Source organism: Stenotrophomonas sp. YJH_SMC_130 (assembly GCF_059369035.1).
The window spans coordinates 20,418-46,709 of record NZ_JCAFSH010000011.1 but is presented as its reverse complement, the minus strand read 5'-3'; the positions used below and the strand labels follow the sequence as shown (position 1 = coordinate 46,709).

At 65.9% G+C, this 26,292-nt stretch carries 24 protein-coding genes; 14 read left to right on the top strand and 10 right to left on the bottom strand.

What is annotated here, in order from left to right:
- Positions 1–13: 13 nt before the first annotated feature.
- The 4 genes from AC5P5V_RS13375 to AC5P5V_RS13360 form a co-directional block, all read right to left on the bottom strand.
- Positions 14–1,291, bottom strand: coding sequence for a replication-associated recombination protein A (locus AC5P5V_RS13375; RefSeq protein ID WP_227836677.1), 1,278 nt, complete (start codon positions 1,289–1,291; stop codon positions 14–16).
- Positions 1,292–1,532: 241 nt separating this feature from the next.
- Positions 1,533–2,171: an outer membrane lipoprotein periplasmic chaperone LolA gene (gene lolA / locus AC5P5V_RS13370; protein WP_005413289.1), complete on the bottom strand. Its 639-nt coding sequence runs from the start codon at positions 2,169–2,171 to the stop codon at positions 1,533–1,535.
- A gap of 111 nt (positions 2,172–2,282) precedes the next feature.
- Positions 2,283–4,220: a DUF3857 domain-containing protein gene (locus AC5P5V_RS13365; protein ID WP_495215907.1), complete on the bottom strand. Its 1,938-nt coding sequence runs from the start codon at positions 4,218–4,220 to the stop codon at positions 2,283–2,285.
- 39 nt (positions 4,221–4,259) lie between these two features.
- A complete protein-coding gene (locus AC5P5V_RS13360; RefSeq protein WP_134968260.1) occupies positions 4,260–6,620 on the bottom strand; it encodes a DNA translocase FtsK in 2,361 nt (786 codons plus the stop codon).
- Between the two features lie 233 nt (positions 6,621–6,853).
- Here AC5P5V_RS13360 and trxB point away from each other — a divergent pair, with 233 nt between their 5' ends.
- On the top strand, positions 6,854–7,825 hold the full coding sequence (gene trxB, locus AC5P5V_RS13355) for a thioredoxin-disulfide reductase (protein WP_005416486.1): 972 nt from the start codon (positions 6,854–6,856) through the stop codon (positions 7,823–7,825).
- A gap of 80 nt (positions 7,826–7,905) precedes the next feature.
- On the opposite strand, the gene AC5P5V_RS13350 is transcribed toward trxB, so the two are convergent.
- The gene (locus tag AC5P5V_RS13350; RefSeq protein ID WP_231352713.1) at positions 7,906–9,423 is read right to left on the bottom strand and encodes an N-acetylmuramoyl-L-alanine amidase family protein; all 1,518 of its coding nucleotides are present in this window, start codon (positions 9,421–9,423) and stop codon (positions 7,906–7,908) included.
- 168 nt (positions 9,424–9,591) lie between these two features.
- On the opposite strand from AC5P5V_RS13350, the gene AC5P5V_RS13345 reads away from it, so the two are divergent.
- The 4 genes from AC5P5V_RS13345 to AC5P5V_RS13330 all read left to right on the top strand — a co-directional run bounded on the left by AC5P5V_RS13345 (position 9,592) and on the right by AC5P5V_RS13330 (position 12,411).
- The gene (locus tag AC5P5V_RS13345; protein WP_134968261.1) at positions 9,592–10,716 is read left to right on the top strand and encodes a GNAT family N-acetyltransferase; all 1,125 of its coding nucleotides are present in this window, start codon (positions 9,592–9,594) and stop codon (positions 10,714–10,716) included.
- Positions 10,717–10,781: 65 nt separating this feature from the next.
- Positions 10,782–11,522: a leucyl/phenylalanyl-tRNA--protein transferase gene (aat, locus tag AC5P5V_RS13340; protein ID WP_134968262.1), complete on the top strand. Its 741-nt coding sequence runs from the start codon at positions 10,782–10,784 to the stop codon at positions 11,520–11,522.
- Positions 11,523–11,608: 86 nt separating this feature from the next.
- Positions 11,609–11,827 carry a translation initiation factor IF-1 gene (gene infA, locus AC5P5V_RS13335; RefSeq protein WP_005409596.1) on the top strand — a complete coding sequence of 73 codons (219 nt, stop codon included), beginning with the start codon at positions 11,609–11,611 and terminating at the stop codon, positions 11,825–11,827.
- Between the two features lie 203 nt (positions 11,828–12,030).
- Positions 12,031–12,411, top strand: coding sequence for a hypothetical protein (locus AC5P5V_RS13330; RefSeq protein WP_134968272.1), 381 nt, complete (start codon positions 12,031–12,033; stop codon positions 12,409–12,411).
- A 48-nt stretch (positions 12,412–12,459) separates the two neighbouring features.
- On the opposite strand, the gene AC5P5V_RS13325 is transcribed toward AC5P5V_RS13330, so the two are convergent.
- From AC5P5V_RS13325 to clpA, 3 genes are all read right to left on the bottom strand, one after another.
- Positions 12,460–12,747, bottom strand: coding sequence for a HigA family addiction module antitoxin (locus AC5P5V_RS13325; RefSeq protein ID WP_134968263.1), 288 nt, complete (start codon positions 12,745–12,747; stop codon positions 12,460–12,462).
- 8 nt (positions 12,748–12,755) lie between these two features.
- Positions 12,756–13,034 carry a type II toxin-antitoxin system RelE/ParE family toxin gene (locus AC5P5V_RS13320; RefSeq protein ID WP_134968264.1) on the bottom strand — a complete coding sequence of 93 codons (279 nt, stop codon included), beginning with the start codon at positions 13,032–13,034 and terminating at the stop codon, positions 12,756–12,758.
- Positions 13,035–13,218: 184 nt separating this feature from the next.
- Positions 13,219–15,504, bottom strand: a complete 2,286-nt coding sequence (gene clpA, locus AC5P5V_RS13315; protein ID WP_061478688.1) for an ATP-dependent Clp protease ATP-binding subunit ClpA — start codon at positions 15,502–15,504, stop codon at positions 13,219–13,221.
- 138 nt (positions 15,505–15,642) lie between these two features.
- Between clpA and AC5P5V_RS13310 the strand changes: the two genes are divergently transcribed.
- Entirely contained in the window at positions 15,643–16,455 is an 813-nt protein-coding gene (locus AC5P5V_RS13310) for an APH(6) family putative aminoglycoside O-phosphotransferase (protein WP_134968265.1), read from the top strand.
- 175 nt (positions 16,456–16,630) lie between these two features.
- On the opposite strand, the gene clpS is transcribed toward AC5P5V_RS13310, so the two are convergent.
- A complete protein-coding gene (gene clpS, locus AC5P5V_RS13305; RefSeq protein ID WP_005416477.1) occupies positions 16,631–16,957 on the bottom strand; it encodes an ATP-dependent Clp protease adapter ClpS in 327 nt (108 codons plus the stop codon).
- Positions 16,958–17,069: 112 nt separating this feature from the next.
- On the opposite strand from clpS, the gene AC5P5V_RS13300 reads away from it, so the two are divergent.
- The 8 genes from AC5P5V_RS13300 to AC5P5V_RS13265 all read left to right on the top strand — a co-directional run bounded on the left by AC5P5V_RS13300 (position 17,070) and on the right by AC5P5V_RS13265 (position 23,203).
- Positions 17,070–17,543: a hypothetical protein gene (locus AC5P5V_RS13300; RefSeq protein ID WP_005416476.1), complete on the top strand. Its 474-nt coding sequence runs from the start codon at positions 17,070–17,072 to the stop codon at positions 17,541–17,543.
- 1 nt (position 17,544) lies between these two features.
- The gene (locus tag AC5P5V_RS13295) at positions 17,545–18,006 is read left to right on the top strand and encodes an NUDIX hydrolase (protein WP_061478690.1); all 462 of its coding nucleotides are present in this window, start codon (positions 17,545–17,547) and stop codon (positions 18,004–18,006) included.
- Positions 18,003–19,145: a tRNA 2-thiouridine(34) synthase MnmA gene (mnmA, locus tag AC5P5V_RS13290; protein WP_134968266.1), complete on the top strand. Its 1,143-nt coding sequence runs from the start codon at positions 18,003–18,005 to the stop codon at positions 19,143–19,145. Before AC5P5V_RS13295 ends, mnmA begins: the two co-directional genes overlap by 4 nt.
- Positions 19,142–19,756, top strand: a complete 615-nt coding sequence (gene hflD, locus AC5P5V_RS13285; RefSeq protein ID WP_005416473.1) for a high frequency lysogenization protein HflD — start codon at positions 19,142–19,144, stop codon at positions 19,754–19,756. Before mnmA ends, hflD begins: the two co-directional genes overlap by 4 nt.
- Positions 19,757–19,918: 162 nt before the next feature.
- A complete protein-coding gene (locus tag AC5P5V_RS13280) occupies positions 19,919–21,109 on the top strand; it encodes a methyl-accepting chemotaxis protein (RefSeq protein ID WP_014647075.1) in 1,191 nt (396 codons plus the stop codon).
- Between the two features lie 98 nt (positions 21,110–21,207).
- Positions 21,208–21,423, top strand: a complete 216-nt coding sequence (locus AC5P5V_RS13275) for a hypothetical protein (RefSeq protein ID WP_134968267.1) — start codon at positions 21,208–21,210, stop codon at positions 21,421–21,423.
- A gap of 67 nt (positions 21,424–21,490) precedes the next feature.
- A complete protein-coding gene (locus AC5P5V_RS13270; protein ID WP_134968268.1) occupies positions 21,491–21,997 on the top strand; it encodes a hypothetical protein in 507 nt (168 codons plus the stop codon).
- 120 nt (positions 21,998–22,117) lie between these two features.
- Positions 22,118–23,203, top strand: coding sequence for a GAD-like domain-containing protein (locus AC5P5V_RS13265; RefSeq protein ID WP_181357863.1), 1,086 nt, complete (start codon positions 22,118–22,120; stop codon positions 23,201–23,203).
- 202 nt (positions 23,204–23,405) lie between these two features.
- Here AC5P5V_RS13265 and AC5P5V_RS13260 read toward each other — a convergent pair whose 3' ends face one another.
- A complete protein-coding gene (locus tag AC5P5V_RS13260; RefSeq protein WP_231352711.1) occupies positions 23,406–26,165 on the bottom strand; it encodes a bifunctional diguanylate cyclase/phosphodiesterase in 2,760 nt (919 codons plus the stop codon).
- Between the last annotated feature and the right edge of the window lie 127 nt (positions 26,166–26,292).

Below are 26,292 nucleotides of genomic sequence, written 5' to 3'. Positions count from 1 at the left end.
CACAGGCACGGGCTCAGCGACCCTTAGCGGCCCTTGCCGCCTCACGCTCGGCGCGCAGCCGATCCAGCTTTTCCTTCAGCTTGATCTCCAGGCCCCGCGGCACCGGGTTGTAGTACACCCGTTCGCCCATCGCATCCGGGAAACCGGTCTGGTCCAGCGCGATGCCACCTTCAGCATCATGGTCGTACTGGTATTCGGCGCCATAGCCCAGCTCCTTCATCAGCTTGGTTGGCGCATTGCGCAGGTGCAGCGGCACCTCTTCGGTACCGCTCTGGCGCACGTCGGCCTTGGCCTGGTTGAACGCGGCGTAGCCCGCGTTCGACTTGGCGGTGCTGGCCAGGTAAAGCACCAGCTGGGCGAACGCGAGCTCGCCTTCCGGGCTACCGAGCCGCTCGTAGATGTCCCAGGCTTCCAGCGCCATGCTCTGCGCGCGCGGATCGGCCAGGCCGATGTCCTCGATGGCCATGCGGGTCAGCCGGCGCGCGAGATAGGACGGATCGCAACCGCCGTCCAGCATGCGGGTCAGCCAGTACAGCGCAGCATCGGGGTTGGAGCTGCGCACGGACTTGTGCAGTGCTGAGATCTGGTCGTAGAACTGCTCGCCGCCCTTATCGAAGCGGCGGGTACGATCGGCCAGCACCTGGGTCAGGGTCTGCGGCGTGATGCGACCGCCCTCCCCGCCCGCCAGCTCGGCGGCGATTTCAAGAAGCGTCAGTGCGCGGCGTACGTCACCATCAGCGGCAGTGGCGATTTCCAGCAGCAGCTCGGGCGCAACCTCGATACCTTCCTCGCCCAGGCCGCGTTCGCGGTCACCCAGCGCGCGTTCCAGCGCTTCGACGATATCGGTTGGCGATACCGCTTCCAGCACGTGCACGCGGCAACGCGACAGCAGCGCCGAGTTCAGCTCGAACGACGGATTCTCGGTGGTGGCACCGACGAACAGGATCGTGCCGCGCTCGATGTGCGGCAGGAACGCATCCTGCTGCGCCTTGTTGAAGCGGTGCACCTCGTCCACGAACAGCACGGTGCGCCGGCCCTCGGCGAAGCGTTGCGCGGCTTCGGCCAGCACCTGACGCACTTCCGGCAGCCCGGACAGCACGGCGGAGATGGCACGGAACTCGGCATCGGAGTACTCGGCCAGCAGCAGCGACAGCGTGGTCTTGCCGCAGCCCGGCGGCCCCCACAGGATCATCGAGTGCACACGCCCGGATTCGACTGCACGGCGCAATGCGCTGTCCGGCGCCAGCAGGCGCTTCTGCCCGACCATTTCGTCGAGGGTGCGCGGGCGCATGCGCTCGGCCAGCGGGCGCAGATGTTCCCGATCAACACTCAGCAGATCGGGGCCGGGGAAGGAAGTTGAACGATGTCTTGCCACCCGCACATTGTACCGCGACAGGGTGACGACGATTCCGGTAGTGCCGGCCGCTGGCCGGCAGATCAAAATTGCGTCAACCAAGGTTGACACCCACCAAGGCGGTGCCGGTTGACACCCACCGGAGCAGGCAGCGCCGGGCCATGCCCGGCATCCCCGATCAATTACCGATGACGTCGGTGCCCTTCGGCGGGGTGAAGCTGAAGGTGCCGGCAGCAAAGCCTGGATTGCGCTTCCAGCCACTGAAGCTGATCACGGTGCGCTGGCCAACCGCATCGGTGATTTCCATCTTGGCCAGGCCCTGCGCATTGAAGCCCAGCGCGGCGTACTGGAAGCTGGCTTCGGTCTCGCGCTTCGGCGACAGCGACAGCCACTGCAGGCCGTCGCGCTGCGCGGCCTCTTCGCTGACGTCGTACTGCTGTTCCAGCAGCGCCGGGTTGATCAGCGCGGTCAGCGGGCTGTTCTGCTCTTCCTTGCCCTGCTCGCGCACGGTGGCCTGCTCCAGGTCCGGCTCGTACATCCAGACCTTCTTGCCGTCGGCCACGATCAGCTGTTCGTGCGGGCGCACGTATTCCCAGCGGAACAGGCGCGGCGCCGACAGGGCCACGCGGCCACTGGTCGATTCCTTCACCTTGCCGCGGCTGTCGAACACCTGCTGGCTGAACTGTCCGTCCAGGCCCTTCAGGCCACTGGTGAAGGTCTTCAGGTCATCGCGAGCGCCAGCCCAGGCACTGCCGGCGGCGGCGCAGGCCACGGCCAGCGTGGTGGTGGCAAGGAAACGGCGGAAGCGGAAGTTCATGCGGAAATCCTGTGGGCGCGGGCGCCAGGAAAGGTGGTTGCCAGTGTGCCCGGAGAAAGATGAATGGGCGATCAGGGCGACATTATGCCGCCCTGAACGTCCATCGGCGATTCAGCCGCCAGATGTCGGCAGCTTGCCGTACAGCACCTGGCCGCGGAAGCCGCGACGCACTTCGCGGTACAGCGCGCGGAACGCGGGGTAGTCCTGCGGCTGGCACAGCGCCTCCGGCCCACGCACCGCGTTCTGCCGCAAGCGGTGGTGCACGATCACGTCCTGGCCCTCGCGGCTCCAGTCCACCCGGTATTCGCCAGCGGCATTGGTAAAGCGCTGGCTGGCCGGAATGGCGATGATCGGCGCATTGGCCGGGAACTGCAGGCGATAGGTTTCCTCGCGCAGGCTGGCATTGCAGTAGAACGGCGTTTCGTTGGCCGGCGCCGAGGCGGTGGCATACAACCCCCGCACCGACTCGCCACCCGGCGGGTCCGGCACGGCCATGCCGCCGGCCACGCTGAAATCAGCGTAGTCCTCGGCCTGGAACGCCATGCGGTAGCCGAACGGCCGGGTCAGGTCGACCGGCACGCCCTGGATCTGCAGCTGCCCTCGCCCATCGAAACCGGACGCGGCCATGATCTGCTCTTCAGCGCGCGCACGGTTCTGCGCGTTGAGCTGGGAGAACTGCGCACGCATGCTGATCTCGGCGTTCTCGCCAAGTTTCGGAATCGTCTCGCCGCGCAGGTTGCCGTCGGCGTCGAAGGTGAATCGCACTTCCATCGAGGTGGCATTGCGCTCCGGCGTGTTGGCCGGGGTACGCGCCAGCGTGGCATCACGGGTACGCATCACCGGCGCACCCAGGTCACCTTCCGGCAACTGCCCGAAGCGCGCCCACGCGGTAGTCGAATCCAGGTAAAGATCAAACTCGGGGATGTAGGTGATGGCGTGGTTGAAGCGGCCCAGCACCGGAATCTTCGGCAGCGTCGGGCCGCCCCCCGCACCGATCAGCACCGGCGAGCTGGCGATGCCCTTGGCCGCCAGCAGCGCCTCCAGGATCGTCACATGGTCCTTGCAGTCGCCGTAGTGGTTGTCGAGGATGCTCTGCGCGCTGTTCGGCTCCAGGCCGCCGTTGCCCAGGTACACCGCCACATAGCGGATGTTCTGCGCGACCCAGCGATACAGCGCATCAGCCTGCTCGCGGCGGTCGCTGATGCCGGCGGTGATCTCATCAGCGAGCTCCTGCAGCGCCGGGGTCACCTCGGCCGCCGGGCCCGCCTTGAGCTGGTAGGCGCGCCCCATCTGCGACCAGTCACGATACGTGCTGGCCATGATGTTCGGGCCGAACTCCCAGCCCGCCGCCGACCAGTTCTGCGCCGGCATCGCCTCACGACGCTGGTAGCGCCAGCGCCATTGCGCCTGGCCGTTCTTCACCGTCGGCCGGTCACTGCCCTGCACGCCGCGGCTGTCGACGAACATCGGCAGGTTGGCCGGCGCACTCAGGGTGACCTCGGCGTCCTCGTACTCGGTGAAGACGTTGAAGGTCTCCCACAGGCCGAAATAGCCCGGGAAGTACGGCGTAGCCTGGGTGCGGCGCACCTGGTAGTACAGGCGCGTGCCCGGGGCCAGGTTCGGGAACACGATCACCCGCACCTTGCGGTCGGCATACATCGCCGCCGAAGCGCTGGAGTAGCTCTCCTGCGTGTAGATACGGTCGGCCGGAACGTCGCGGCGCTGGCCGTCGGCAGTGATGGTGTAGGCGCCGAGCACTTCCAGCGTTTCCATCTTCTCGCTGTAGCTCAGCCGCACCTGGCTGAACTGCTCGACGGAGGCCTTGGTCTTGAGCAGGACTTCGTAGGTTTCGGTCTGCACATTGCCCGCATCGGGCCGCACCTGGTAGTCGGCGCGGTAACGGACAATGCTGAAATTATTGCTGGCTTCGGTATCGCCGCTGGTGGATGGCGGCGCCGTGGCGGGCGCGGAGGTGGCGGTTTCTGCCAGTGCCGGGCCGGCAGCCATCAGGGCTGCCAGCGCCAGCGCGCTTGGTACGGGGTGAAGCATGCGTCGGTTCCTTGGACGTCGTGGGGGATACGTCGGGTCTTACTTCGGCGGCGGCGGTGCCAGCACCGTGCGGTCGCCGTTGTGCTCGGGCGGGCTGACCACGCCGGCCGCTTCCATGGCCTCGATCAGTCGCGCTGCACGGTTGTAGCCGATCTTCAGCCGGCGCTGCACGCCGGAAATCGATGCACGACGGGTCTCGGTGACCACCCGCAGCGCTTCGTCATACAACGGGTCGGACTCGTCGCCGGCCGCACTGGTCTCGGGCAGGCCAGTGGCGCCGACGACCACGCCGTCGCCCATCGTCTGCACTTCGTCCAGCACGCCGTCGACATAGTCGGCCGGGCCCATCGCCTTGAGGTGCTCGACCACGCGATGCACTTCGTCGTCGGACACGAACGCACCATGCACGCGCTCGGGCAGCGCAGTACCCGGCGGCAGGTACAGCATGTCGCCGTGGCCGAGCAGGGTCTCCGCGCCGGACTGGTCGAGAATGGTGCGCGAGTCGATCTTGGAGCTGACCTGGAAGGCGATACGGGTCGGAATGTTGGCCTTGATCAGGCCGGTGATCACATCCACCGACGGGCGCTGCGTGGCCAGGATCAGGTGGATGCCGGCCGCACGCGCCTTCTGTGCCAGGCGCGCGATCAGCTCTTCCACCTTCTTGCCGACGATCATCATCATGTCGGCGAATTCGTCGATGAAGATGACGATGAACGGCAGCGTTTCGAGCGGACGCGGTGCCTCGCCCAGCTCCGGGTTCGGCTTGAACAGCGGGTCCATCAGCGGCTGGCCGGCGTCCTGGGCTTCCTTCACCTTCTTGTTGAAGCCGGCCAGGTTGCGCACGCCCACCGCGCTCATCAGCTTGTAGCGGCGCTCCATCTCGGCCACGCACCAGCGCAGGCCGTTGGCGGCCTCCTTCATGTCGGTGACCACCGGCGCCAGCAGGTGCGGAATGCCCTGGTAGACGCTCAGCTCGAGCATCTTCGGGTCGATCATCAGCATCCGCAGGTCTTTCGGCGAGGCCTTGAACAGCAGGCTCAGCACCATCGCGTTGACCGCCACCGACTTGCCCGAACCGGTGGTACCGGCCACCAGCAAGTGCGGCATGCGCGCCAGATCGGCCACGGTCGGGCGGCCGGCGATGTCCTTGCCCAGCGCCAGGGTCAGCACGCTGGCCGACTTGTCATATTCCTTCGAGCGCAGCAGCTCGGACAGGAAGATCATCTCGCGGGTGACGTTGGGAATTTCCAGGCCGATCACCGACTTGCCCGGGATGACGTCGACCACGCGCACCGACTTCACCGACAGGCCGCGCGCGATGTCCTTGTCCAGCGAACTGATCTGGCTGACCTTGATGCCCGGTGCCGGCTCGATCTCGAAGCGGGTGATGACCGGGCCAGGGTTGGCGCCGACCACCTGCGCATCGATGCGGAAGTCCTTCAGCTTGAACTCGATCTGCCGCGACAGCGTTTCCAGCGTTTCTTCGTCGTAGCCCTTCGGCTGCGGCTTGGGATCATCCAGTAGCGCCAGCGGCGGCAGGTCGGAACCATCGCCGTTGACGCCACGGAACATCGGAATCTGGGTATCGCGCTTGGCCCGATCACTCTTCTCGATCACCGGCTCCGGACGCGGCTCGATCTTCACCGGCTCGCGCTTGGCGCGCACCTCGGCGTCGGCCTTGCGCACTTCCTGGCGCTCCTCGCGCATCACCCGGGTCTGCTTCCACTCGGTGACTTCTTCCTTCTTGCGTTCCAGCAACGGCGCCAGCGACATCACGCCACGGCCGATCTTCTCCATCACCGTAAACCAGGACAGCCCGGTGGCCAGGGTGATCGAGGCCAGCAGCAATACCAGCACAAACAGGTTCGCGCCCAGCGCGCCGAAGCCCACCGTGAGCGAATTGCCGACCAGCTTGCCGAGGATGCCGCCAGCGCTGGAGACGTCGCCACTGAACAGGCGCACGTGCAGGAAGCCGGTGCCGGCAATCAGGAAGCCGACCAGGCCGACCAGGCGCAGCGCCGGGTCCAGATCGTTCTCACCCTTGCTCTCGCGCTTGAGGCCGAACATGGCGATCCACGCCAACGCGCCGAGCACCACCGGCAACAGGAAGGCGATGTAGCCGAACAGCTGCAGCAGCACGTCGGCGATCCAGGCCCCGGCGCGGCCACCCAGGTTGTGCACTGGCACGACCACGCTGCCGGTATGCGACCAGCCCGGATCAGTCGCTGAATAGGTGAAAAGACTGGCCGCCAGATACAGCAGGGCCGGCGCGATGGCGATCAGGCCCAGGTCGCGCCAGAGGCGCTGGCGGCGTGGATTGTCGGTCGTCGCCGCCGCGGCCGTGCGACGTGACGCCTTGCTGTCGTCGGACTTGGAGCGTTCGGGGACCTGCTTCGCCACCTTAGACCATACCTTTGGAATGCGCTGTTAGTGATTGATAATAAATGAGACGGCGTCAGTTTTCAGTTATGCGACGCCCGACAGGGCAATCCGGGGCCCGGAACCACCGCTGGATGACGGCGTTCTGTTCATCGGCTTGAATCGCCCTGCCCCAGCCGCCACTCTATGACCTGCCGAGGATGCTGCGCAAACGTCGCCAGCGCCTTGCCCCATCTACCTTTTCGCGAGTTTACATGAGCACCAGCCTGCCCTCCCGCCACCAGCGCCTCGTCATCCTCGGTTCCGGACCGGCCGGCTGGACCGCCGCCGTCTACGCCGCCCGTGCCAACCTGAAGCCGGTCGTCATCACCGGCCTGCAGCAGGGTGGCCAGCTGATGACCACCACCGAGGTGGACAACTGGCCGGGTGACGCCCACGGCTTGATGGGCCCGGACCTGATGGCGCGCATGCAGGCGCACGCCGAGCGCTTCGAAACCGAGGTCATCTTCGACCATATCCACACCGCCGACCTGTCGCAGCGCCCGTTCAAGCTGATCGGCGACAGCCACGAGTACACCTGCGACGCGCTGATCATCGCCACTGGCGCCACCGCCAAGTACCTGGGCATCCCGACTGAAGAGACCTTCAAGGGCCGCGGCGTCTCCGCCTGCGCCACCTGTGACGGCTTCTTCTACCGCGACCAGGACGTGGTCGTGGTCGGCGGCGGCAACACCGCCGTGGAAGAGGCGCTGTACCTGTCCAACATCGCCCGCAAGGTCTACCTGGTCCACCGCCGCGACACCCTGAAGGCGGAAAAGATCATGCAGGACAAGCTGTTCAGGAAGGTGGCCGAGGGCAAGATCGAGACCGTCTGGCACCACCAGGTGGAGGAAGTGCTGGGCAACGACGCCGGCGTGACCGGCGTGCGCGTGAAGTCCACCCTGGACGGCAGCACCCGCGACATCGACGCCCACGGTTTCTTCGTGGCCATCGGCCACCACCCGAACACGACCCTGTTCGACGGCCAGCTGGCGATGAACAACGGCTACCTGGAAATCCGCTCGGGCCTGGGCGGCAACGCCACCCAGACCTCGGTGGAAGGCGTGTTCGCCGCCGGCGATGTGGCCGACCAGCACTACCGCCAGGCGATCACTTCGGCCGGCTTCGGCTGCATGGCCGCGCTGGACGCCGAGCGCTACCTGGACGCACAAGGCAAGGCCAGCTGAAGCGCTGATCCTGCTCAGTAGAGTCGAGCCATGCTCGACTCAGGCAAAAGGCCGACGCGAAAGCGCCGGCCTTTTCGCTTTCAGTGGCCAACCAACCCTGCCGCCGCAACGCTCACCCCGCCCGGTCGCCGTATGCACTGCACCCTGTGCCTGACCGGCGGAGATTTCACCCCATCGGCATCGACCACCTGCGTGTTCCAGAACAAGGGGGCACTGCCAGCATTCTCGCACCTCATGATGATCTGACTGGGCTTCTCGTCCGGTGCAGCGATGTGGACCTTGCCGTCGGTACAGGTCCATCCGGGCGGACAGCCCACATTGGTGGTGACCAGATCAATCGGATATCGGGGGTGGCCCTCAAACACCACATCGACGCGCCGCGAACTGCCCGCGGACAGCTCGATGGACTGGATGGGCTCCACCTTCAACGGCACGCAACCCTCCCCTTCACGGAACAGCCGATAGCCTTTCTCGACACCCTTCATTGAGGCAGTGCGAAAAGCCGGGTCCTGCAAAGCTGCGGCATCGGTTGGGTTTGTGTGGAAGGCAACTTCGACAACCACGGATGGCATCTGCGCGAAACCGTTCTCACCGTGGCCGGCAGCTGCACCAGCCGCAGCCACAGGAAAGTCTGCATATCCCTCCTGTGCCGTAATGAGCTCGCGCATGTAGCAGAGCACCATGTCGGCAAGCCTTCGATCACCCGGCTTGCGTGGATGATAATAGACGCGCGTTCCCCGGGCCGCACCCGAGGCATCCGCATTCGTGTGAATGCTGAGCAACCCCGCTGCACCAAGATGGTTCGCATAGTAGGGCCGAGCACGAATATCATCGGAAACCTCCCTGTCTGTCGCCGTGCTGTTGGCAAAGTGATTCCAGATATCCGGCCGATCCGGCAGCAGATCGCGGAGATGGTATCTGGATGACATTTCGCTCCAGGCCCGCCCGGACTCTGGATGCAGGTCGCCCTGATTGCGACGCGCCCGGTGCACCAACCGTCCTCCGCGCTCTTCCATCAACTGCTGCAGCTCTTCGGCATAACCAGGGGTGATCAGATCCTCCTGGACGCCATTCATGGCGGGGCGCTGGAACTCCCATTCCAACCCAGGATGTACACGAACCAGACCGTGACTTGCAGAGACCAGTACCGAGTTCACCATCGAAGCATCCGATGACTGAGATCGTGCCGAAGTCATGATTGGAAAGTGCTCCCAGTAGGGCCTTCCTTCGTACAGGACCTCCGACTGGACCTCGCCCGCACCGGACTTCATTGCATAAGTCTCAAGCGAGCTCCGGATGTACTGCTCGATATCCTCAAGCGAGTGATCATCCTCTGCAGGCAACATGCCGGGGCCGAAGCGAATGATCAGTCGCTGGCGCTCCAGATCGACCGAAGCACTCACGACCACATGAGTTGACCGCGACGTTCGGACCTGGTGTGCGTCAAGTATCCGCTGCGCCTCTCGTGTCAGCAGCAGATCCAGCCCCGGATCACTCTCGATCGCCTGTACGGGCCGGGCAATCGCTGCCGACCCAGCGCCCAGGCCAGCAATGATCAGCGCAAACGCAGAACAACGGAGAGCATGCATGCATTCCATGTGTCGAATCCTTCGATGTGGGTATGCGCCAGATGGGCGCGAAGATCGAATGTCCCATCCAACTCCCAGCTACATCGTTGAACCGACTCGCGATTTCGACCAATTCGGATGATCCTCAAGTCGAGTGCGGCAATACTTTTCGCACTCCACCTGCCCTATCCTTCCCCCATGCCCTCCCCCCGCTTCCTCGACTCCCTGCAGTCCATTCCCGCCACCGACTGGGATGCCCTGCACGACGGCCGCAACCCCTTCGTCAGCCACGCTTTCCTCTCAGGCCTGGAACAACACGGCTGCCTGCGCGAGGACTGGGGCTGGCAGCCCCGGCACTTCACTCTGTGGGAGGGCGAGCGCCTGATCGGCGCAATTCCGGGCTACCTGAAGACCAACTCCCACGGCGAATTCGTGTTTGACCATGCCTGGGCGAACGCCTATGCCCGCCATGGCCGCGACTACTACCCGAAGTGGCTGGGCGCGGTGCCGTACTCGCCGGTCACCGGGCCGCGCCTGCTGGCCCGTCACGATTCAGAGCGCACCACGCTGCTGTCGGCGTTGCGCGATGCACTGCCGGCACTGGCCGTGTCATCGGCCCATATCAATTTCCACACCGCAGCGGACGAGGCGCTGTTCGGCGATGACTGGCTGCTGCGCGAGGACGTGCAGTTCCAGTGGCAGAACCCGGGTGACTGGGCGACATTCGACCAGTTCCTTGGCGCGATGAACCACAAGCACCGCAAGAACATCCGCCAGGAACGGGCCAAGGTCGCCCGCCAGGGCATCACCTTCCGCGTGGTGCATGGCGACGACGCCAGCCGCGCCGACCTGCAGGCGATGTACCGCTTCTACCTGCAGACCTTCCTGGAATACGGCAATGCCCCGGCGCTGACCGAGGCTTTCCTGCGCCATCTGGCCATTTCATTGGGGCGTGGGCTGGTGCTGTTCCTGGCCGAGCAGGAAGGCCAGCCAATCGCCGGCGCACTTTGCCTGCGCGGTGGTGACACGCTGTACGGTCGCTACTGGGGCGGCGCCACATTGCCCGGCCTGCATTTCGAAGCCTGCTACTACCAGGGCATCGAATACTGCCTGCGCGAAGGGCTGAGCCGTTTCGAGCCGGGCGCACAGGGCGAGCACAAGCTGGCGCGAGGCTTCCTGCCGACGCTGGTACGCAGCCGGCACTGGGTGGCCGACGCGGATTTCTCCGAGGCGTTGCAGGAGTGGTGCCGGCAGGAACGGCGTGATGTGCGTCGGTACCGGCAGGAGCTGCTGGGGCACAGCCCATTTCGCGCGGACGGGTGACCAGCCAACCAAGGTTGGCAGCTACCGCGGCATTCGCGCGGGGCCGCGACGACTACAATGCCGGCATGACCCGCCAGCTGCCCTGGCGCCTGGCCGATGCGCCGGACGCTGCCTTCCCTCCGGCCGAGACCGCCCTGCGCCAGCCCGACGGCCTGCTCGCCGTGGGCGGCGACCTGCATCCAGCGCGCCTGCTCAACGCCTACGCCGGCGGCATCTTTCCGTGGTTCAGCGAGGGCGAGCCGATCCTGTGGTGGTCGCCCGACCCGCGCATGGTGTTCCGCACCGATGGCGTGCACCTGTCCAGCCGCTTCCGCCGCCAGCTGCGCGGCAGCACGTGGGAGGTCACCGCCGACACCGCCTTCAGCCAGGTGATGCGCGCCTGTGCGGCGGCACCTCGGCCCGGCCAGGACGGCACCTGGATCAGCCCGGCGATGGTCGAGGCCTACAGCCAGTTGCACGACCTCGGCTTCGCCCATTCGTTCGAAGTCTGGGACCGTCAGTCGCTGGTCGGCGGCATCTACGGGGTGGCCATCGGGTCGATGTTCTTCGGCGAGAGCATGTTCAGTGGCGCCAGCGGTGGTTCCAAGATCGCGCTGGCGGCACTGGCGTCCACGCTTCACGGCTGGGGCTGGGAGCTGATCGACGCCCAGGTGCAAAATCCGCACCTGCTGCGGATGGGCGCCGAACACCTGCCGCGCGCGGAATTCCTGCAGCACGTGCGCCAGGCCGTGCGCCATGACGGCCGTGAAGGCTCGTGGACACAGGCCGTCGGACGCTTGCCAGCCCGGCATTTGGTCGGCGGTTAACACAAACTTTGCAAGCTGGGCCGGTCACGCGTAAAATACCGCGCCTTAGGCCCAGCGTGGCCGTTTTCTGAACCGCACAGGACTACATGTCGAAAGACGATTCCATCGAGTTCGAGGGCACCGTCAGCGAGACGCTGCCGAACACCACTTTCCGCGTTCGTCTGGAAAATGGGCACGAAATCATCGCCCACATCTCCGGCCGCATGCGCAAGAACTACATCCGCATCCTCACCGGTGACCGGGTCAAGGTTGAAATGACCCCGTACGACCTGACCAAGGGTCGTATCACTTACCGCATGAAGTAAGCGGTCGGCGCGCTGCGCCACTTCGACAAGGCCAGCCCTGGTTGCTGGCCTTTTGTCATGCCTGCAATCCGGCCCTGCCGGAGGTCATCGTGACCGAACTCACCGTGACGTCGGTCAGCCCTGCTTGCGGCAGATTCGCATCTGCATCCGTAGCGGCATCGTGGGACCCGGTCCAGTCCGGATCGCCATCCCCCTGCCCTGCCATGAACATGCTCCCGCTGACCGCTCTGCTCGTCGCCCTTACCGTGTCCGCCAGCGCAGCGCCCGTGCACGCCGCCGACACCCTTTCCACCCCCAGTGACTGCGTCCAGCTGGGCAGCGACCAGCAACTGGTGCGCGCCGGCGCCTCGCGCAACGTCCTGCTGCGCAATGGCCAGGACCACTACGTCGTGCATTTCCAGGACGACTGCTCGGCGGCAGGCTACTCGCGGAAACTGAGCTTCGCTACGGACGGCCAGCAGGGCCTGCTGTGCGCTGCCGGCCGCAGCCAGCTGAACACCGATTCCAGCCGCTGCATCGTGTCGCAGATCGAGCCAGTCGACGAGGCAACCTTCAAGAAGAAAGCCCGCCAGCGCAGCCGCTGACGGCGCACATGACAAGGGCGGCCGAAGCCGCCCTTGTCAGGAGGGGTATCACCGCACGGGCGCAACCAGTGGAAGCACCCGCGGCTGCTCGTGCTGCCGCGCCAGCCAGAGCTCGTAGCTGGATTGCAGCCCCATCCAGAAAGCCGCCGTACTGACCCCAGCCATTTCCAAACGAATGGCCAGATCAGGACTGATGCCTGCCTTGCCGTTCAATACCCGCGACAATGCCACCCGCGACATTGCCAAGCGCTCGGCCGCTTCGGTCACCGAGAGACCCATCGGATCGAAGACCATTGCCTTGATCGTCTGCCCCGGATGTGGATGGTGATGAATCATGCGCGGCCTCAGTGATAGTCCAGGTAGTCCAGCAGTTCCACGTCGCCACCGGTAAAACGGAAGGTGATCCGCCAGTTCCCATTGACCCACACAGACCAATGCCCCTTCAGGTCGCCCCGCAGCTTGTGCAGGCGCAATCCAGGCATGGCGAGATCCTCGGGACCCGACGCTACATCCAGGATGGACAAGATCATCAGCACCCTGCTGGTGTGACTATGCCGGATCCCGCTGCTGCTACCGGAACGGTAGAACCGCTCGAGACCCTTGTGGCGAAAGCTGATGATCATCACTGTATCCCGTATCGTTTCGCGATACAAATGTAGTAATGCCCGATCGCGCTTACGGAACAGCATCGATGCCCCCATGCCCTGCCCGCAAGGCCGCGGGCGACAGGCGACAGGCCCAAAACAACAAGGGCGGCCGAAGCCGCCCTTGTCATTTCAGGTCCGCCGAAACCGGCCGGGGGTCAGTTCATTCCACCGTGACCGGCAGCAGGCGCTCCGGTTCGGCCTGGGTTTCGACCACCAGCTCGTCGTCGCGCACATCGATGCTCACCTTGCCGCCATTGACCAGCTTGCCGAACAGCAGCTCGTCGGCCAGCGGACGCTTGATCCTGTCCTGGATCACGCGGGCCATCGGACGCGCACCCATCAGCGGGTCGAAGCCGTGGTGGGCCAGCCAGTCGCGTGCAGTTGGCGTGGCCGACAGGCTGACGTGCTTGTCCTGCAGCAGCATCTCCAGCTCGATCAGGAACTTGTCGACCACGCGCAGGATGTGCTCGAAGCCCAGCGCCTGGAACTGCACCACCGCGTCGAGGCGGTTGCGGAATTCCGGGGTGAAGCTGCGGCGGATGGTCTCCATCGCGTCGGTGGCGTGGTCCTGCTTGGTGAAGCCGATCGAGCGCCGCGAGGCCTGCGCCGCACCTGCATTGGTGGTCATTACCAGCACCACGTTCTTGAAGTTGGCCTCGCGACCGTTGGTATCAGTCAGCACGCCGCGATCCATCACCTGCAACAGGATGTTGAAGATGTCCGGGTGCGCCTTCTCGATCTCATCCAGCAGCAGCACGCAGTGCGGCGTCTTGACGATCTTCTCGGTCAGCAGGCCACCCTGGTCGAAGCCGACGTAGCCCGGAGGGGCACCGATCAGGCGGCTGATCGAATGCGGCTCCATGTACTCGGACATGTCGAAGCGGACCAGCTCGATGCCCAGCTGCAGCGCCAGCTGCTTGGTCACCTCGGTCTTGCCGACACCGGTCGGGCCGGCGAACAGGAAGTTGCCGATCGGCTTTTCCGGATTGCCCAGGCCCGAACGGGCCAGCTTGATCGCCGAGGACAGCGTCTCGATGGCCGGGTCCTGGCCGAAGATCACCATCTTCAGGTTGCGCTCCAGATGCTGCAGCACGTCCTTGTCGGTGGCACTGACCTGCTTGGTCGGGATGCGCGCCATCTTGGCCACGATCGCCTCCACTTCCTCGACGTCGATCAGCTCCTTGCGCTGCCCTTCCGGCAGCAGGCGCTGGCGGGCACCGGCCTCGTCGATCACGTCGATGGCCTTGTCCGGCAGCAGGCGGTCGCCGATGTGCTTCACCGACAGGTCCACCGCCGCCTGCAGCGCTTCATCCGAATAGGTCACGCTGTGGTGCAGCTCGTACTTGGACTTCAGGCCCTGCAGGATCTCGTAGGTCTCGCCCACGGTAGGCTCGACGATATCGATCTTCTGGAAGCGGCGGGCCAGTGCCCGGTCCTTCTCGAAGATGCCGCGGTATTCCTGGAAAGTGGTCGAACCGATGCAGCGCAGCTCCCCGGAGGCCAGGGCCGGCTTGATCAGGTTGGACGCATCCATGGTGCCGCCCGACGCCGAGCCGGCGCCGATGATGGTGTGGATCTCGTCGATGAACAGCACTGCGTTGGGCACCTTCTTCAGCGCGGTCAGCACACCCTTCAGCCGCTTCTCGAAGTCGCCGCGGTACTTGGTGCCGGCCACCAGCGCGCCCAGGTCGAGCGAGTAGATCACCGCGTCGGCCAGCACGTCGGGTACCGAGCCCTCGACGATGCGGCGGGCCAGGCCCTCGGCGATAGCGGTCTTGCCCACGCCGGCCTCGCCCACGTACAGCGGGTTGTTCTTGCGGCGTCGGCACAGGACCTGGATGGTGCGCTCGATCTCGTCGCCACGGCCGACCAGGGGATCGATGCGGCCGGACCGGGCCTGTTCGTTGAGGTTGCTGGCGAATTCGGTCAGGGCATCGCCCTTCGGCTCGCCCTCCCCGCCTTCCATGCGGCCCTCGCCGTCGGAGGAGGAGGACGGCTGCTCGCCTTCCTCGCCCAGCTTGGCGATGCCGTGGGACAGGTAATTGACCACATCCAGCCGGGTCACGTCCTGCTGGTTGAGGTAGTAGACGGCGTGGGAGTCCTTTTCGCCGAAGATGGCGACCAGCACGTTGGCGCCGGTGACCTCCTTCTTGCCCGAGGACTGCACGTGGTACACGGCCCGCTGCAGCACCCGCTGGAAGCCCAGGGTCGGCTGGGTGTCACGGCCGTCATCCTCGGCCAGGCGGGACACCGAGGCCTCGATGGCCTGCTCCAGCTCCTGGCGCAGGCGTTCGGCGTCGGCACCACAGGCTTTCAGGACGGCCTGGGCGGACGGGTTGTCGAGCAGTGCCAACAGCAGGTGTTCGACCGTCATGAACTCATGCCGGGCCTCACGGGCGCGCTTGTAGCACTGGCCGATGGTGTGTTCGAGGTCTTTGCTGAACATGGATTACTCCGGCGGCAGATGGGAACAATATGCGGCCTGACTACGCGATTTCCATCACCCTAGCGGATTGCTGCGTTCAGATGGCGTTAGCACTGCAGAACGCTTGATCTTCGTTCACTCCAGAAGACCTCAACCGGCATGAGCGAACCCTACCTGAGCCGCTGGCGATTGCGGCGTGATGGCCCGGCCATCGAAACACCTCACGCCCGGCTCTGGCCGGTGCTGACCGCTGTCGGCGAGCCGGCGATGCTGAAGATCAGCAGCGAAGCGGAGGAGCAGAACAGCCATCGCCTGCTGCGCTGGTGGGACGGCGATGGCGCTGCCCGCCTGCTGGCCCACGCCGGGCCGGCGATCCTGATCGAGCGTGCCGGCGGCGACTCGCTGCGGCAACGCTCGATCGAGGGCGATGATGAGGCCTGCACCACGATCCTGTGCCAGGTCCTGCAACGGCTGCACCGGCCACGGAGCGCGCCGCCAGCGGAACTGGTCTGCCTGCGTACATGGTTCGCCGATCTGCTGCAGCCAAGGGCCGCGCTGCCGCCACTGCTGGAACAGTGCAGATCACTGGCGGAGGGGCTGCTGCGTGACGAACAGGAGATCCGGCCCCTGCACGGTGACCTGCACCACGACAACGTGCTGGATTTCGGCAGGCGCGGCTGGCTGGCGATCGATCCGAAGCGGCTGCTGGGCGACCGTGCGTTCGACTACACGACGATGTTCAGCAATCCGGATCTCTGTGGCCCGGGCATCCACGTTGCGACGCGGCCCGAGCGGTTTGCCGCGCGCGTAGAACAGGTGACCGCGCTGGCCGGCCTCGACCGTACCCGCCTGCTGCGTTGGGTCGCTGCCAGCGCAGGGCTGTCGGCGGTGTGGTTCCGCGATGACGGCGACCCGGCCGACGTGGACGAGGCGGTGGCACGGATGGCGCTGGAGGCGCTGGCGGCGGGGTGATCTCGACCTGTAGAGCCGAGCCCATGCTCGGCTGTGCTTCCGGGAATGCGGAACATCTGAACGAAAAGCAGCCGAGCGCAGGCTCGGCTCTACAGGCCTCTGCTTCGGTAGGTGCCCGCCTTGGTGGGCACACTGGGTCCGGGATCGTTGTGCCCGGACGAGAATCGCCAGCCGGTCAGGCCTTTTCCATCGTGCACAGCAGCGGATGCTGGTTCATCCGCGAGTACTCGTTGACCTGGGCAACCTTGGTCTCCGCCACTTCACGGGTGAAGACACCGCAGACGCCGCGGCCGCGGGTGTGGACGTGCAGCATCACCTGGGTGGCCTTGTCCAGGTCCATGCTGAAGAACTGCTGCAGCACATCCACCACGAAATCCATCGGGGTGTAGTCGTCGTTGAGCAGCATCACCTGGTAGAACGGCGGCGGCGCCACTTCCGGGCGCGCGGGCTCTACGGCAACGCCGTGCTCGTGCTGGGAATCGGGGGAGGACTCATGGGGCATCCGACCATTATAGGGGCTCGGGCAGGCCTGCGTCGGCCCGCCGCAGATTGGACGGCACGCACGCCCACCGTCACAATTGCATCCTCTCCCAACACTGTTTCACAGGATCTTCATGAAAAGGACCCTTCTTCCCGCCCTGCTGATCGCGCTGGCCGCTGCCGGCTCTGCCACTGCCGCAACCAGCGCCGACAAGTCCGTGGCCCGCCACCTGGACAAGCTGGGCTATACCTACGAAGTCGACGAGGATGGCGACTACCGCATGGTCTTCGACGTCGAGGGTGACCGCACCCAGATGGTCTACGTGCGCTCGGCGGTGGAGGATTTCGGCAGCCACAACATCCGTGAGATCTGGTCGCCGGCCTACAACGCCAAGACCAAGCAGTTCCCGGTGGCCGTGGCCAACCGCCTGCTGGAAGATTCGCAGGACGCCAAGATGGGCGGCTGGGTGAAGCAGGACACCACCGCCATGTTCGTGGTCAAGATCGACGCCGATGCCACCCCGGACCAGCTCAGCGACGCCATCGATGCGGCCATCCGCACCGCCGACGCGATGGAGCTGGAGCTGACCAAGAAGGACGAGTTCTGAGTTGAACGCCACGCCGGACCCGCGCTGGGCACCGCACGCCACCGTCGCCACGGTAGTGGTTGACGGCGGCCGCGTGCTGCTGGTCGAAGAGACCATTGAAGGCCGCCAGGTGCTGAACCAGCCGGCCGGCCACCTCGAGCCAGGCGAAAGCCTGGCCGAGGCAGCCCTGCGCGAGACCCGGGAGGAAACCGGCTGGACCGTGCAGCTGACCCATTTCATCGGCTGCTACCAGTGGACTGCCGGCGACGGCACCGCCTTCCTGCGCTTCTGCTACGCAGCGCGCCCGGTCTCGCACGACCCGGCCCAACCGCTGGATACCGGCATCGACCGCGCGCTGTGGCTGACCCCGGCCGAGCTGCAGGCCGCCGGTGAGCGCCAGCGCAGCCCGCTGGTCTGGGAGGTGGTGGCGGATTACCTGGGTGGCCAGCGCCATCCGCTTTCGCTGGTCCGGGAGGTCGCATGAGTACACCGCGCGTGATGGTGGGCGTCTCGGGTGGTGTCGACTCTTCGGTCGCCGCCTGGCGCCTGGTCCAGCAGGGCGAGGCCGTGGCCGGCCTGTTCATGCAGAACTGGGCCGACGACGGCAGCGGTGACTGCCGCGCCGAGGATGACCGCCGCGATGCGGTCGCCGTATGCGGCCTGCTCGGTATCCCGTTCCACTTCCGGGACTTTTCCAGCGAGTACTGGCAGGGCGTGTTCGAGCACTTCCTGGCCGAATACGCCGCTGGCCGCACGCCGAACCCGGACGTGCTGTGCAACCGCGAGGTGAAGTTCAAGCATTTCCTGGATGCCGCCCGCGAGCTGGGCGCCGAGCGCATCGCCACCGGCCACTACGCGCGGGTGACCCAGCGCGGCCACCAGTGGCTGCTGCTGCGCGGCGCCGACCGTTCCAAGGACCAGAGCTACTTCCTGCACCAGCTGGGCCAGGAGCAGCTGGCGGCCACCCTGTTCCCGATCGGCGACCTGGAGAAGACCGACCTGCGCCGGATTGCGCGCGACGTCGGCCTGCCGACCCATGCCAAGAAGGACTCCACCGGCATCTGCTTCATCGGCGAGCGGGATTTCCGCGAGTTCCTCGGCCGCTACCTGCCGGCCAGGCCCGGCCAGATCCTCGACCCGGCCGACGGCAGCGTGATCGCCGAACATCCGGGCGTGTTCTATTTCACCCTGGGCCAGCGCGAGGGCCTGAACATCGGCGGCGTGCGCGGCCGCCCGGCCGCCCCGTGGTACGTGGTCGGCAAGGATGTGGCCAGCAACGTGCTGTACGTCGACCAGGACCGCGACAGCCCATGGATGCTGTCCGAGCGCCTGCGATCGGAGGCGGCGCATTGGATCTCGGGCTCGCCACCCGCGCGGCGATTCGAATGCACCGCCCAGACCCGCTACCGACAGCCCGATGAGCCGTGTACGGTCGACGTGCTGGACGATGGCAGCGTGCTGGTCACCTTCGCGCGCCCGCAGCGTGCCGTTACCCCCGGTCAATCGCTGGTGCTGTATGACGGTGATGTGTGCCTGGGTGGCGCGGTGATCGCCGCCACCGATGCGCCGCTGGAACAGCGCCTGCGCACCACCCCCTCCCCTTTTGAGGTAATCGCTGCATGAGTTTCACTGTCGACGACCGCGTCCTGGCCTTGGCCGGCATTGCCCAGGCCCTGCAGCAGGTACGCCGCATCGCCGATACTGGCCATTCCGACGCCGCCGCCGTGCGCACCGCCGTGGACAGCGTGTTCCGTGTCGATGCGTCCTCGCCGCAGGCGGTGTTCGGTGACCGCCATGCACTGAAGGCCGGGCTGCGCCTGCTGCACAACTATTTCCGCAACCAGGGCCAGGATCCGATCCTGCCGAAACTGGCGCTGTCGGTGCTGCAGCTGGAGCGCCGCTTTGTTCAGGATGGCGCCACCGTGAACAAGGTTGCTTCGGGCATCGAGCGTGCCCAGCGCCAGGCCACCGAACTGGGCGACAGCGGCCACCCGGATGTGCTGGCCAGCCTGGGAAGCCTGTACGCGGACACCATCAGCCACCTCAAGCCGCGTGTGATGGTGCAGGGCAACCCGCACTACCTGGGCCAGGCCGGCGTGGTGGCCGAGATCCGTGCCCTGCTGTTGGCGGCGGTGCGCTCGGCAGTGCTGTGGCGCCAGCTGGGCGGCAGCTACTGGGACTTCCTGTTCGGGCGAAAGGCGATGATCGAGGCCGTGGACCGGCAGCTGGCCTGAGGGTGTGGGGTCAGAGCCCTTTTCCATGGAAAAGGGATCCGACCCCGAGACCGCACAGGCGCCGGAAAACTGGCGCATTCAGAATGCACTTCCAGGCACATCGACGTTAAAGAGAAAGGGGGGACGGCCGATACATCCTCCGTGCACCTCCCGAGAACGTCCATGTACTCACGCATTTTCATCCGTCTGGCCGCCCCCCTGGCTCTGACCCTGCTGCTCCCTTTCGCCATCGGATTCGAATGGCCGGCCGCCCTGCGCTGGGCGATCCTGACCACGATGACGCTGAGTTGGCTCGGCTTCGCGTGGTGGACCACCCGCGCCCAGGCGCATCGTTCCCCGGAACATGCCCGTGTCCTGCGTGAGCAGGACCAGCTGCTGACCGAACTGCGCAACTTCGTCGGCAACGAAATCGACGGTTCGCGTGGTGAAGTGGAACGCGCCCGCGACCTGATCCGCCAGGCGGTCTCCAGCCTGGGCGGCAGCTTCGATGCGATGAACCGCAAGTCGCGCCAGCAGAGCCAGGCGCTGTCGCGCATCGTCGACCGCGCCGGCGATGAAGGCAATGCCGGCCTCGACGTTGCCCGTTTCGCCCAGCACGCCAGCCACCGCATGGAACAGCTGGTGGAAGCGCTGGAACAGGTGAGCGGCCAGAGCAGCACCACCGTGCAGCACATCGACCAGATGGCGCAGCACCTGGATGGTATCTTCGCGCTGCTGGAAGACGTCAAGTCGATCGCCGACCAGACCAACCTGCTGGCGCTGAACGCCGCCATCGAAGCGGCCCGTGCCGGTGAAGCCGGTCGTGGCTTCGCCGTGGTCGCCGACGAGGTACGCAACCTGTCCGAGCGCTCGACCACCTTCAACGAGCAGATCCGCAAGCTGGCGCACAGCTCCAAGGACGCCATCGCCAAGGTGCGCGAGACCGTCTCGCACATGGCCTCGCGTGACATGGACCGCTCCCGCGAAGCGCGCCAGGAAGCGGCGGCAATGCTCGACAACGTCGCGCAGATCAATGCCTCGCTCGGCGACGGCATGCGCGAAGTGTCCGAGTGCGCTCGTGCGATCGATGGCAGCGTGGCCGAAGCCGTGCGCGCCCTGCAGTTCGAAGACATCGCCACCCAGGCGCTGGGCGGCGTGCACACCCACCTGGACCGCCTGACCGCGATCAACCGTGAAGCGGTGGCCCTGCAGGAGCTGCTGCACCGCAATGGCGGCGTGTTCGACGAAGAGATCGCCAGCGCTCTGCAGCGCACCGGCAACCGCCTGCGCGAGCTGCGCAGCGAATGGGAACGCCCGCCGCACAAGCCCGTCGCCCAGCAGAGCATGGGCGCCGGCACCGTCGAGCTGTTCTGATCCTGATGTCCGCTGCCCTCGCCGGCAGCCCGCAAGGCCCCGGTTCGTCCGGGGCCTTTGCCTGTGACCCGCCGCTGGATGCATCCTGTAAGCGCACCATGACCCTGATCCGCGCCCTGCCCTCCCTCACCGACACCGAGCGCCCGCGCAACGCGAGCGTGCGTGAGCAGCTGCAACAGCTGGAAGAGGTCGCCCGCGAAGAGATCCGCGAACTGCAGCAGCTGGCGGACGCGCGCCCGGCGCCATCGCCGGCGGACGAGGCGCTGCTGGGCCTGGCCTGGGACCTGGGGTTGGATGGGGAAGCGCTGAAGTAGATCCACGCCATGCGTGGGTGGGGCATCCCGCATGGCATGATGACCCGGTCCCGTTCATGGAAGACCGATGGCCATCGCCCTGATCGCAGTGCTCCTGATCGAGACCGTCCTTCTGATGGTCTGGGTGGCCGGCTATTTCAGCTGGGGCATCACCCTGTTCAACGAACGCATCGCGGCGTCACCGGCAATACAGGCCCGGCTCTCGCTGGGTAGCCTGGAGCGTGACCTGCCGCAGGACAAGTGGCTGCGGCTGGCCTTCCATGCGCTGCCCGATGGCAGCATGGCGTTCCGCGAGAGCTTCGCACCGAGCTTCGGCCTGCGCTACTTCCCGGTGATGCGTGGACGCATCGTGCTCAACGCACGGCGGCACGAGGTGCGGGTGATCGGCCTGTGCAGCTGGTTCGTGGCGATGCTGTCGCTGCTGCTGTTGCCACTGGTGGCGATGCGCCCGATGGTGGCGCCGATGCTGCTGGTACTGCCGCTGTTCCTGGCCAGCTATCTGGTCCAGAAGCGCCGCTATGCCGCCATTGTCGAGGCGCTGCGCATGCAGTTGAAGGCGGAGTTTCCGAAATAGATCCACGCCACGCGTGGATGATGCCCCGCCATGCCAGCATTTCCGACTGTTTGCATGGACCGTGAACCATGCGCCCTTCATCGTGAAGGGGCCGATTGCGGTTCAGATCAAGCCAGCCCGATGACCAGCGCCCTTCTCTGCCTCTCAGTTGCCTTGCAGCTTCCGGCAACCCCTGTCCCATTGACCGTGGATCCCGATTCCCTTGGGGCGCTTCAGCAGGCGCTGAAGACGTTTGGAGCGTTCCAGCAGCCCTACTCCGCTCCGATCGATGCGTACAATCCTGACGCGGGCGTGATCGATTCAGCAGTTGAAGTGTCCGCGGGGTGCGTGCAGGACGGCCCGCCAGTCATCATCCTTGACGATGATGCCGAACAGGCGCCGCGACGTTATCTGGTCCTTGAAGCCCCGTGGCATGAGCTTCCAACGGGAGCGTTGTTGCTTGTCTCCGGAAGCATGGCAGGCGCCATTCCTGGCGAGGAATCGAACCTGGAGCTTGCACGGGCCGAGAGCATGCTGACATTTCTCAACCTGCTGCCGGAAGGTCCGGAGGGCGACGACCTCCCGGGGACCCTCTCGGCAGTTGTGGATACCGATGCTTCCGCCCCGTTCACGACGAGCCTTCTGTCTCAACTGCAGGCCAGTACTCCAGGCTCGCCTGTTACTGACACCATGCTGGCCCTCTGGAAAGGCAGGTTTCCGGACGCATTGCTGGCACTGTGGCAGCGCGACGGTCTTGCGCGCTATCACGATGATCGACTGGCTTTGGTCAACCCCGCGGGGTACGAATCGGTGCTCGCCGCCCTTCTGGCGGGCAGCCCTCTATGGGGCAAAGATGATTTCCATGTTTATGCGATCTCGCCATTCGGCCAGATGCTGATCTGTGGCGAGCGAACCGGAGTCGAACTCACGCTTGAACCCCACGAAGGTTACCTATGCGCGCCTGCAACACTGACTCTTCCAGCAAGCAACATCGATCGCAACAAGCGCCTGCACGACTTCCTGCTGACATTGGATGATCCCGAACTGGATGTTCTGGCGGAGGACGGGGAGCCAATGTTCTGGAGAGCCCGTGAGATGTTGGGGCCGCTGGGCGACGGAGAGATTTACACCTCGACGGAGCCGGTGTCAGAGCACGGCTGGCGGCTGGGCAGTTTGGTGAAACGCGAGACGCTGGATGTGCTCGGAGAGCTTGCGCAACGTCGCTGACGGCGGACACTTGAGCGGGCGAACCGGCGTGCATGCCGACCAAGGTCGGCAACTACCAGATGCTGGCTCTTTGAGTAGATCCACGCCATGCGTGGATGATCGCGAGCACCAGGGCATCCGTGCCGACCAACGGTCGGCACCCACCAGAGCTGGGCGCACCAGAGTCAGGCCACACCGGGCCGGCATCTGCCAGCGCAGATCGTCAGCGGACCAGCACTGCTTCGTTACTGGCGTCGGTGCGCATCGGTAACGGACGCTGCTGCCGCAGCCACTGCGCCAGGTCGCGCGGACTGAGCGGGCGCGAGTACAGGTAGCCCTGGATTTCGTCGCAGCCCTGGCGGCGCAGCATGTCTTCTTCCTGGTGCGTCTCCACGCCCTCGGCCACCACCTTCATGCCCAACGCGTGGCCCAGGTGCACGATGGCCTGGGTCACTTCGGCCGTGCCGGAGTCGTGCAGCATGCCCTGCACGAAACTGCGGTCGATCTTCAGGCGACCCACCGGGAAGCGGTTGAGGTAGTTGAGGTTGGAGAAGCCGGTACCGAAGTCGTCCACCGCCAGCGGCACGCCGTGCCGTTCGAGCACGTCGAAGCAGTGGCGCAGGATGTCGGTGTCACGGATCAGCGCCGATTCGGTCAGCTCCAGCTCCAGCCGCTGCGGCGGCCAGCCGTGGGCATGGCAGATGTCGATCACGCGCTCGGCGAAGCCGCGATCACGCAGCTGCACCGCCGACACGTTGACCGCGATGCGGTCGAAATGCAGTCCTGCCCGGTCCCAGGCGGTTGCCTGACGGCAGGCTTCGTTCAGTACCCAGTCGCCGATGCGCACGATCTCGCCGCATTTCTCGGCGATGGGAATGAACTCGGCCGGGCTGCAATAGCCGATGCCGGGGCGATGCCAGCGCAGCAGTGCTTCGATTGCCGGCGGCTCGCCCTGGTGGGCATGCAGCAGCGGCTGATAGGCCAGGCTGAACTCCTCGCGCTCGATCGCACCGTGCAGCGCGTGCTCAAGCTCCAGCCTGCGCTGGATGCGGGCCAGGGCATCCTGGCTGTAGTACTGGTAGGTGTTGCGTCCGGCTTCCTTGGCCGCGTACATGGCGGCGTCGGCGGCGCGCAGCAGTGAATCGAAATCGGTCTGCGCATCGCCCAGCATCGCGATGCCGACGCTGGCACCGACCTTCAACGTGGTTTCCCCGCGGCGCAACGGCTCGGCCAGCGAGGCAATCAGCTTGCGGGCGACATGTCCCGCATCCTCGGGCTCAGCCAGGTCGCGCAGTACGACGATGAACTCGTCGCCGCTGAAACGGCCAAACAGATCGTTGTTGCGCAGGTTCTGGTGCAGGCGGGTGGCGGCAGCCTTCAGCAGCGCATCACCCGTGGCGTGGCCGAAGCTGTCGTTGATGGTCTTGAAGCCGTCCAGGTCGATGAACAGCATCGCCAACGAGGTGCCGCGATCACGCGCCTCCTCGATGGCCTCGGCAGTCTGTTCACCGAGCAGCACGCGATTGGGCAGGCCGGTCAGCAGATCGTAGTGGGCCAGCAGTTCGATGCGCTCGTTGGCCTCGCGCTCGCGGGTGATGTCACGGAACAGGACGACGAAGCGCGGCGGCAGTCCGTCACGACGATCCAGCTCGATCAGCACCTGCACCCAGACACGCAGGCCGGACTGGCGGTAGAAGCACAGGTCCAGCTGCTCGGGCAGGCCGCCGTTGGCGATGCGGGCCAGCGCCGCCTCGAACGCATCGCGCGAGTCTTCGGTGTACAGCGCCATCGCCTGGTCGAGGGTGATCGGTTCCTTGCGCAGGCCGTGGATGCGATAGCACTCCTCGGTCCATTGCATGCTCCGTGTCTGCACCTCGATCTCGCAGCCACCGATGCGGCCCAGCGCGGAAACCCGGTTCAGCAGTTCGGTGCGCCAACGAATCAATGCGTCGGTCTGATGCTGTTCGGTGATGTTCTGCACCTGGCCGAGCAGGCGCTTGGGCTGCCCGTCCAAGTCCAGCAGCGGCTGCATCCACAGCCGCAGGTGCTGTGATGGCTCATGGCCGCGGGTCAGCTCCAGCTCGAGATTGGCGGCACGACCATCGCGCCACAGCCGCCGCCATGCCGCACGCAGCGCGCCACGCGAGCGCGGGTGCAGCTGCTTCAGCCAGCGCCGCTGGCCGGGCACGGCGCCGTGCTCCAGTGCCAGCAGCGAGCGCAGTTCCGGCGACCACCAGAAGTGCCCGCTGTTGGGGTCGAACGACCAGCTGCCCATGCTGGCGATACGTTGGGCTTCGCTCAGGTGCAGCTGCTGCTCCTGCAGCAGCGATTCGAGCTGCTTCTGCTGTTCGATATCGGTATGCGTGCCGACCATGCGCAGCGGCTGACCATCGGCGGTGCGCGCGACCACGCGGCCGCGATCCAGCACCCAACGCCACTGGCCATCGGCCTGGCGGAAGCGGAACTGTGCACTGTACTGCTCGCTGCGCCCGCGCAGGTGCTCGTCGAGCGCGGCGCGCACCTGGTCAATGTCCTCGCTGTGGACGCGCGACAGCAGTTCAGTGGCCGTTTCGTCGCCCAGCGCCGGCGTGCGCGCCACCCGGTCACTGGGGATGTCCCAGTCCCACAGGCTGTGGCCGGCGCTGTCCAGTGCCAGTTCCCAGCGCCCGCCCCCGTCGACCGGCACCGGCTCGGGAATGCTCAGGGTGAACGCCAGCAGGTTGCCCGCACCGTCATGCACGGCGCGCAGGTGACCGTCGTAGTGGCCGCGCGGGCCGCCCGGCAGCGTGCAGGGCACGATGCCGCCATCGGCGGCCATCAGGCGCAGATCTTCCAGCATCGGCGCATAGGCCGCCACGGTGGCCGGCAGGCCATGCTCGCGCGCGGCCGGATTGGCCGCCAGCGGGCGCCCGGTACGGTCGACGATGACCAGCGCCGACGCAAGCGGGTGCTGCAGCAGGCTGGCGATGATCCCTTGGTCCACGCGATCTTGCTCCGGATGACTCGCCCGTCAGCGGGGCACGCAGTGGTTAACGGCGCCTGCGGCGGATAATTGAGTGGTGACGGCACGCTGCGGGGTAAGATGATCGGCGCCCCTTTCACCCACCCCG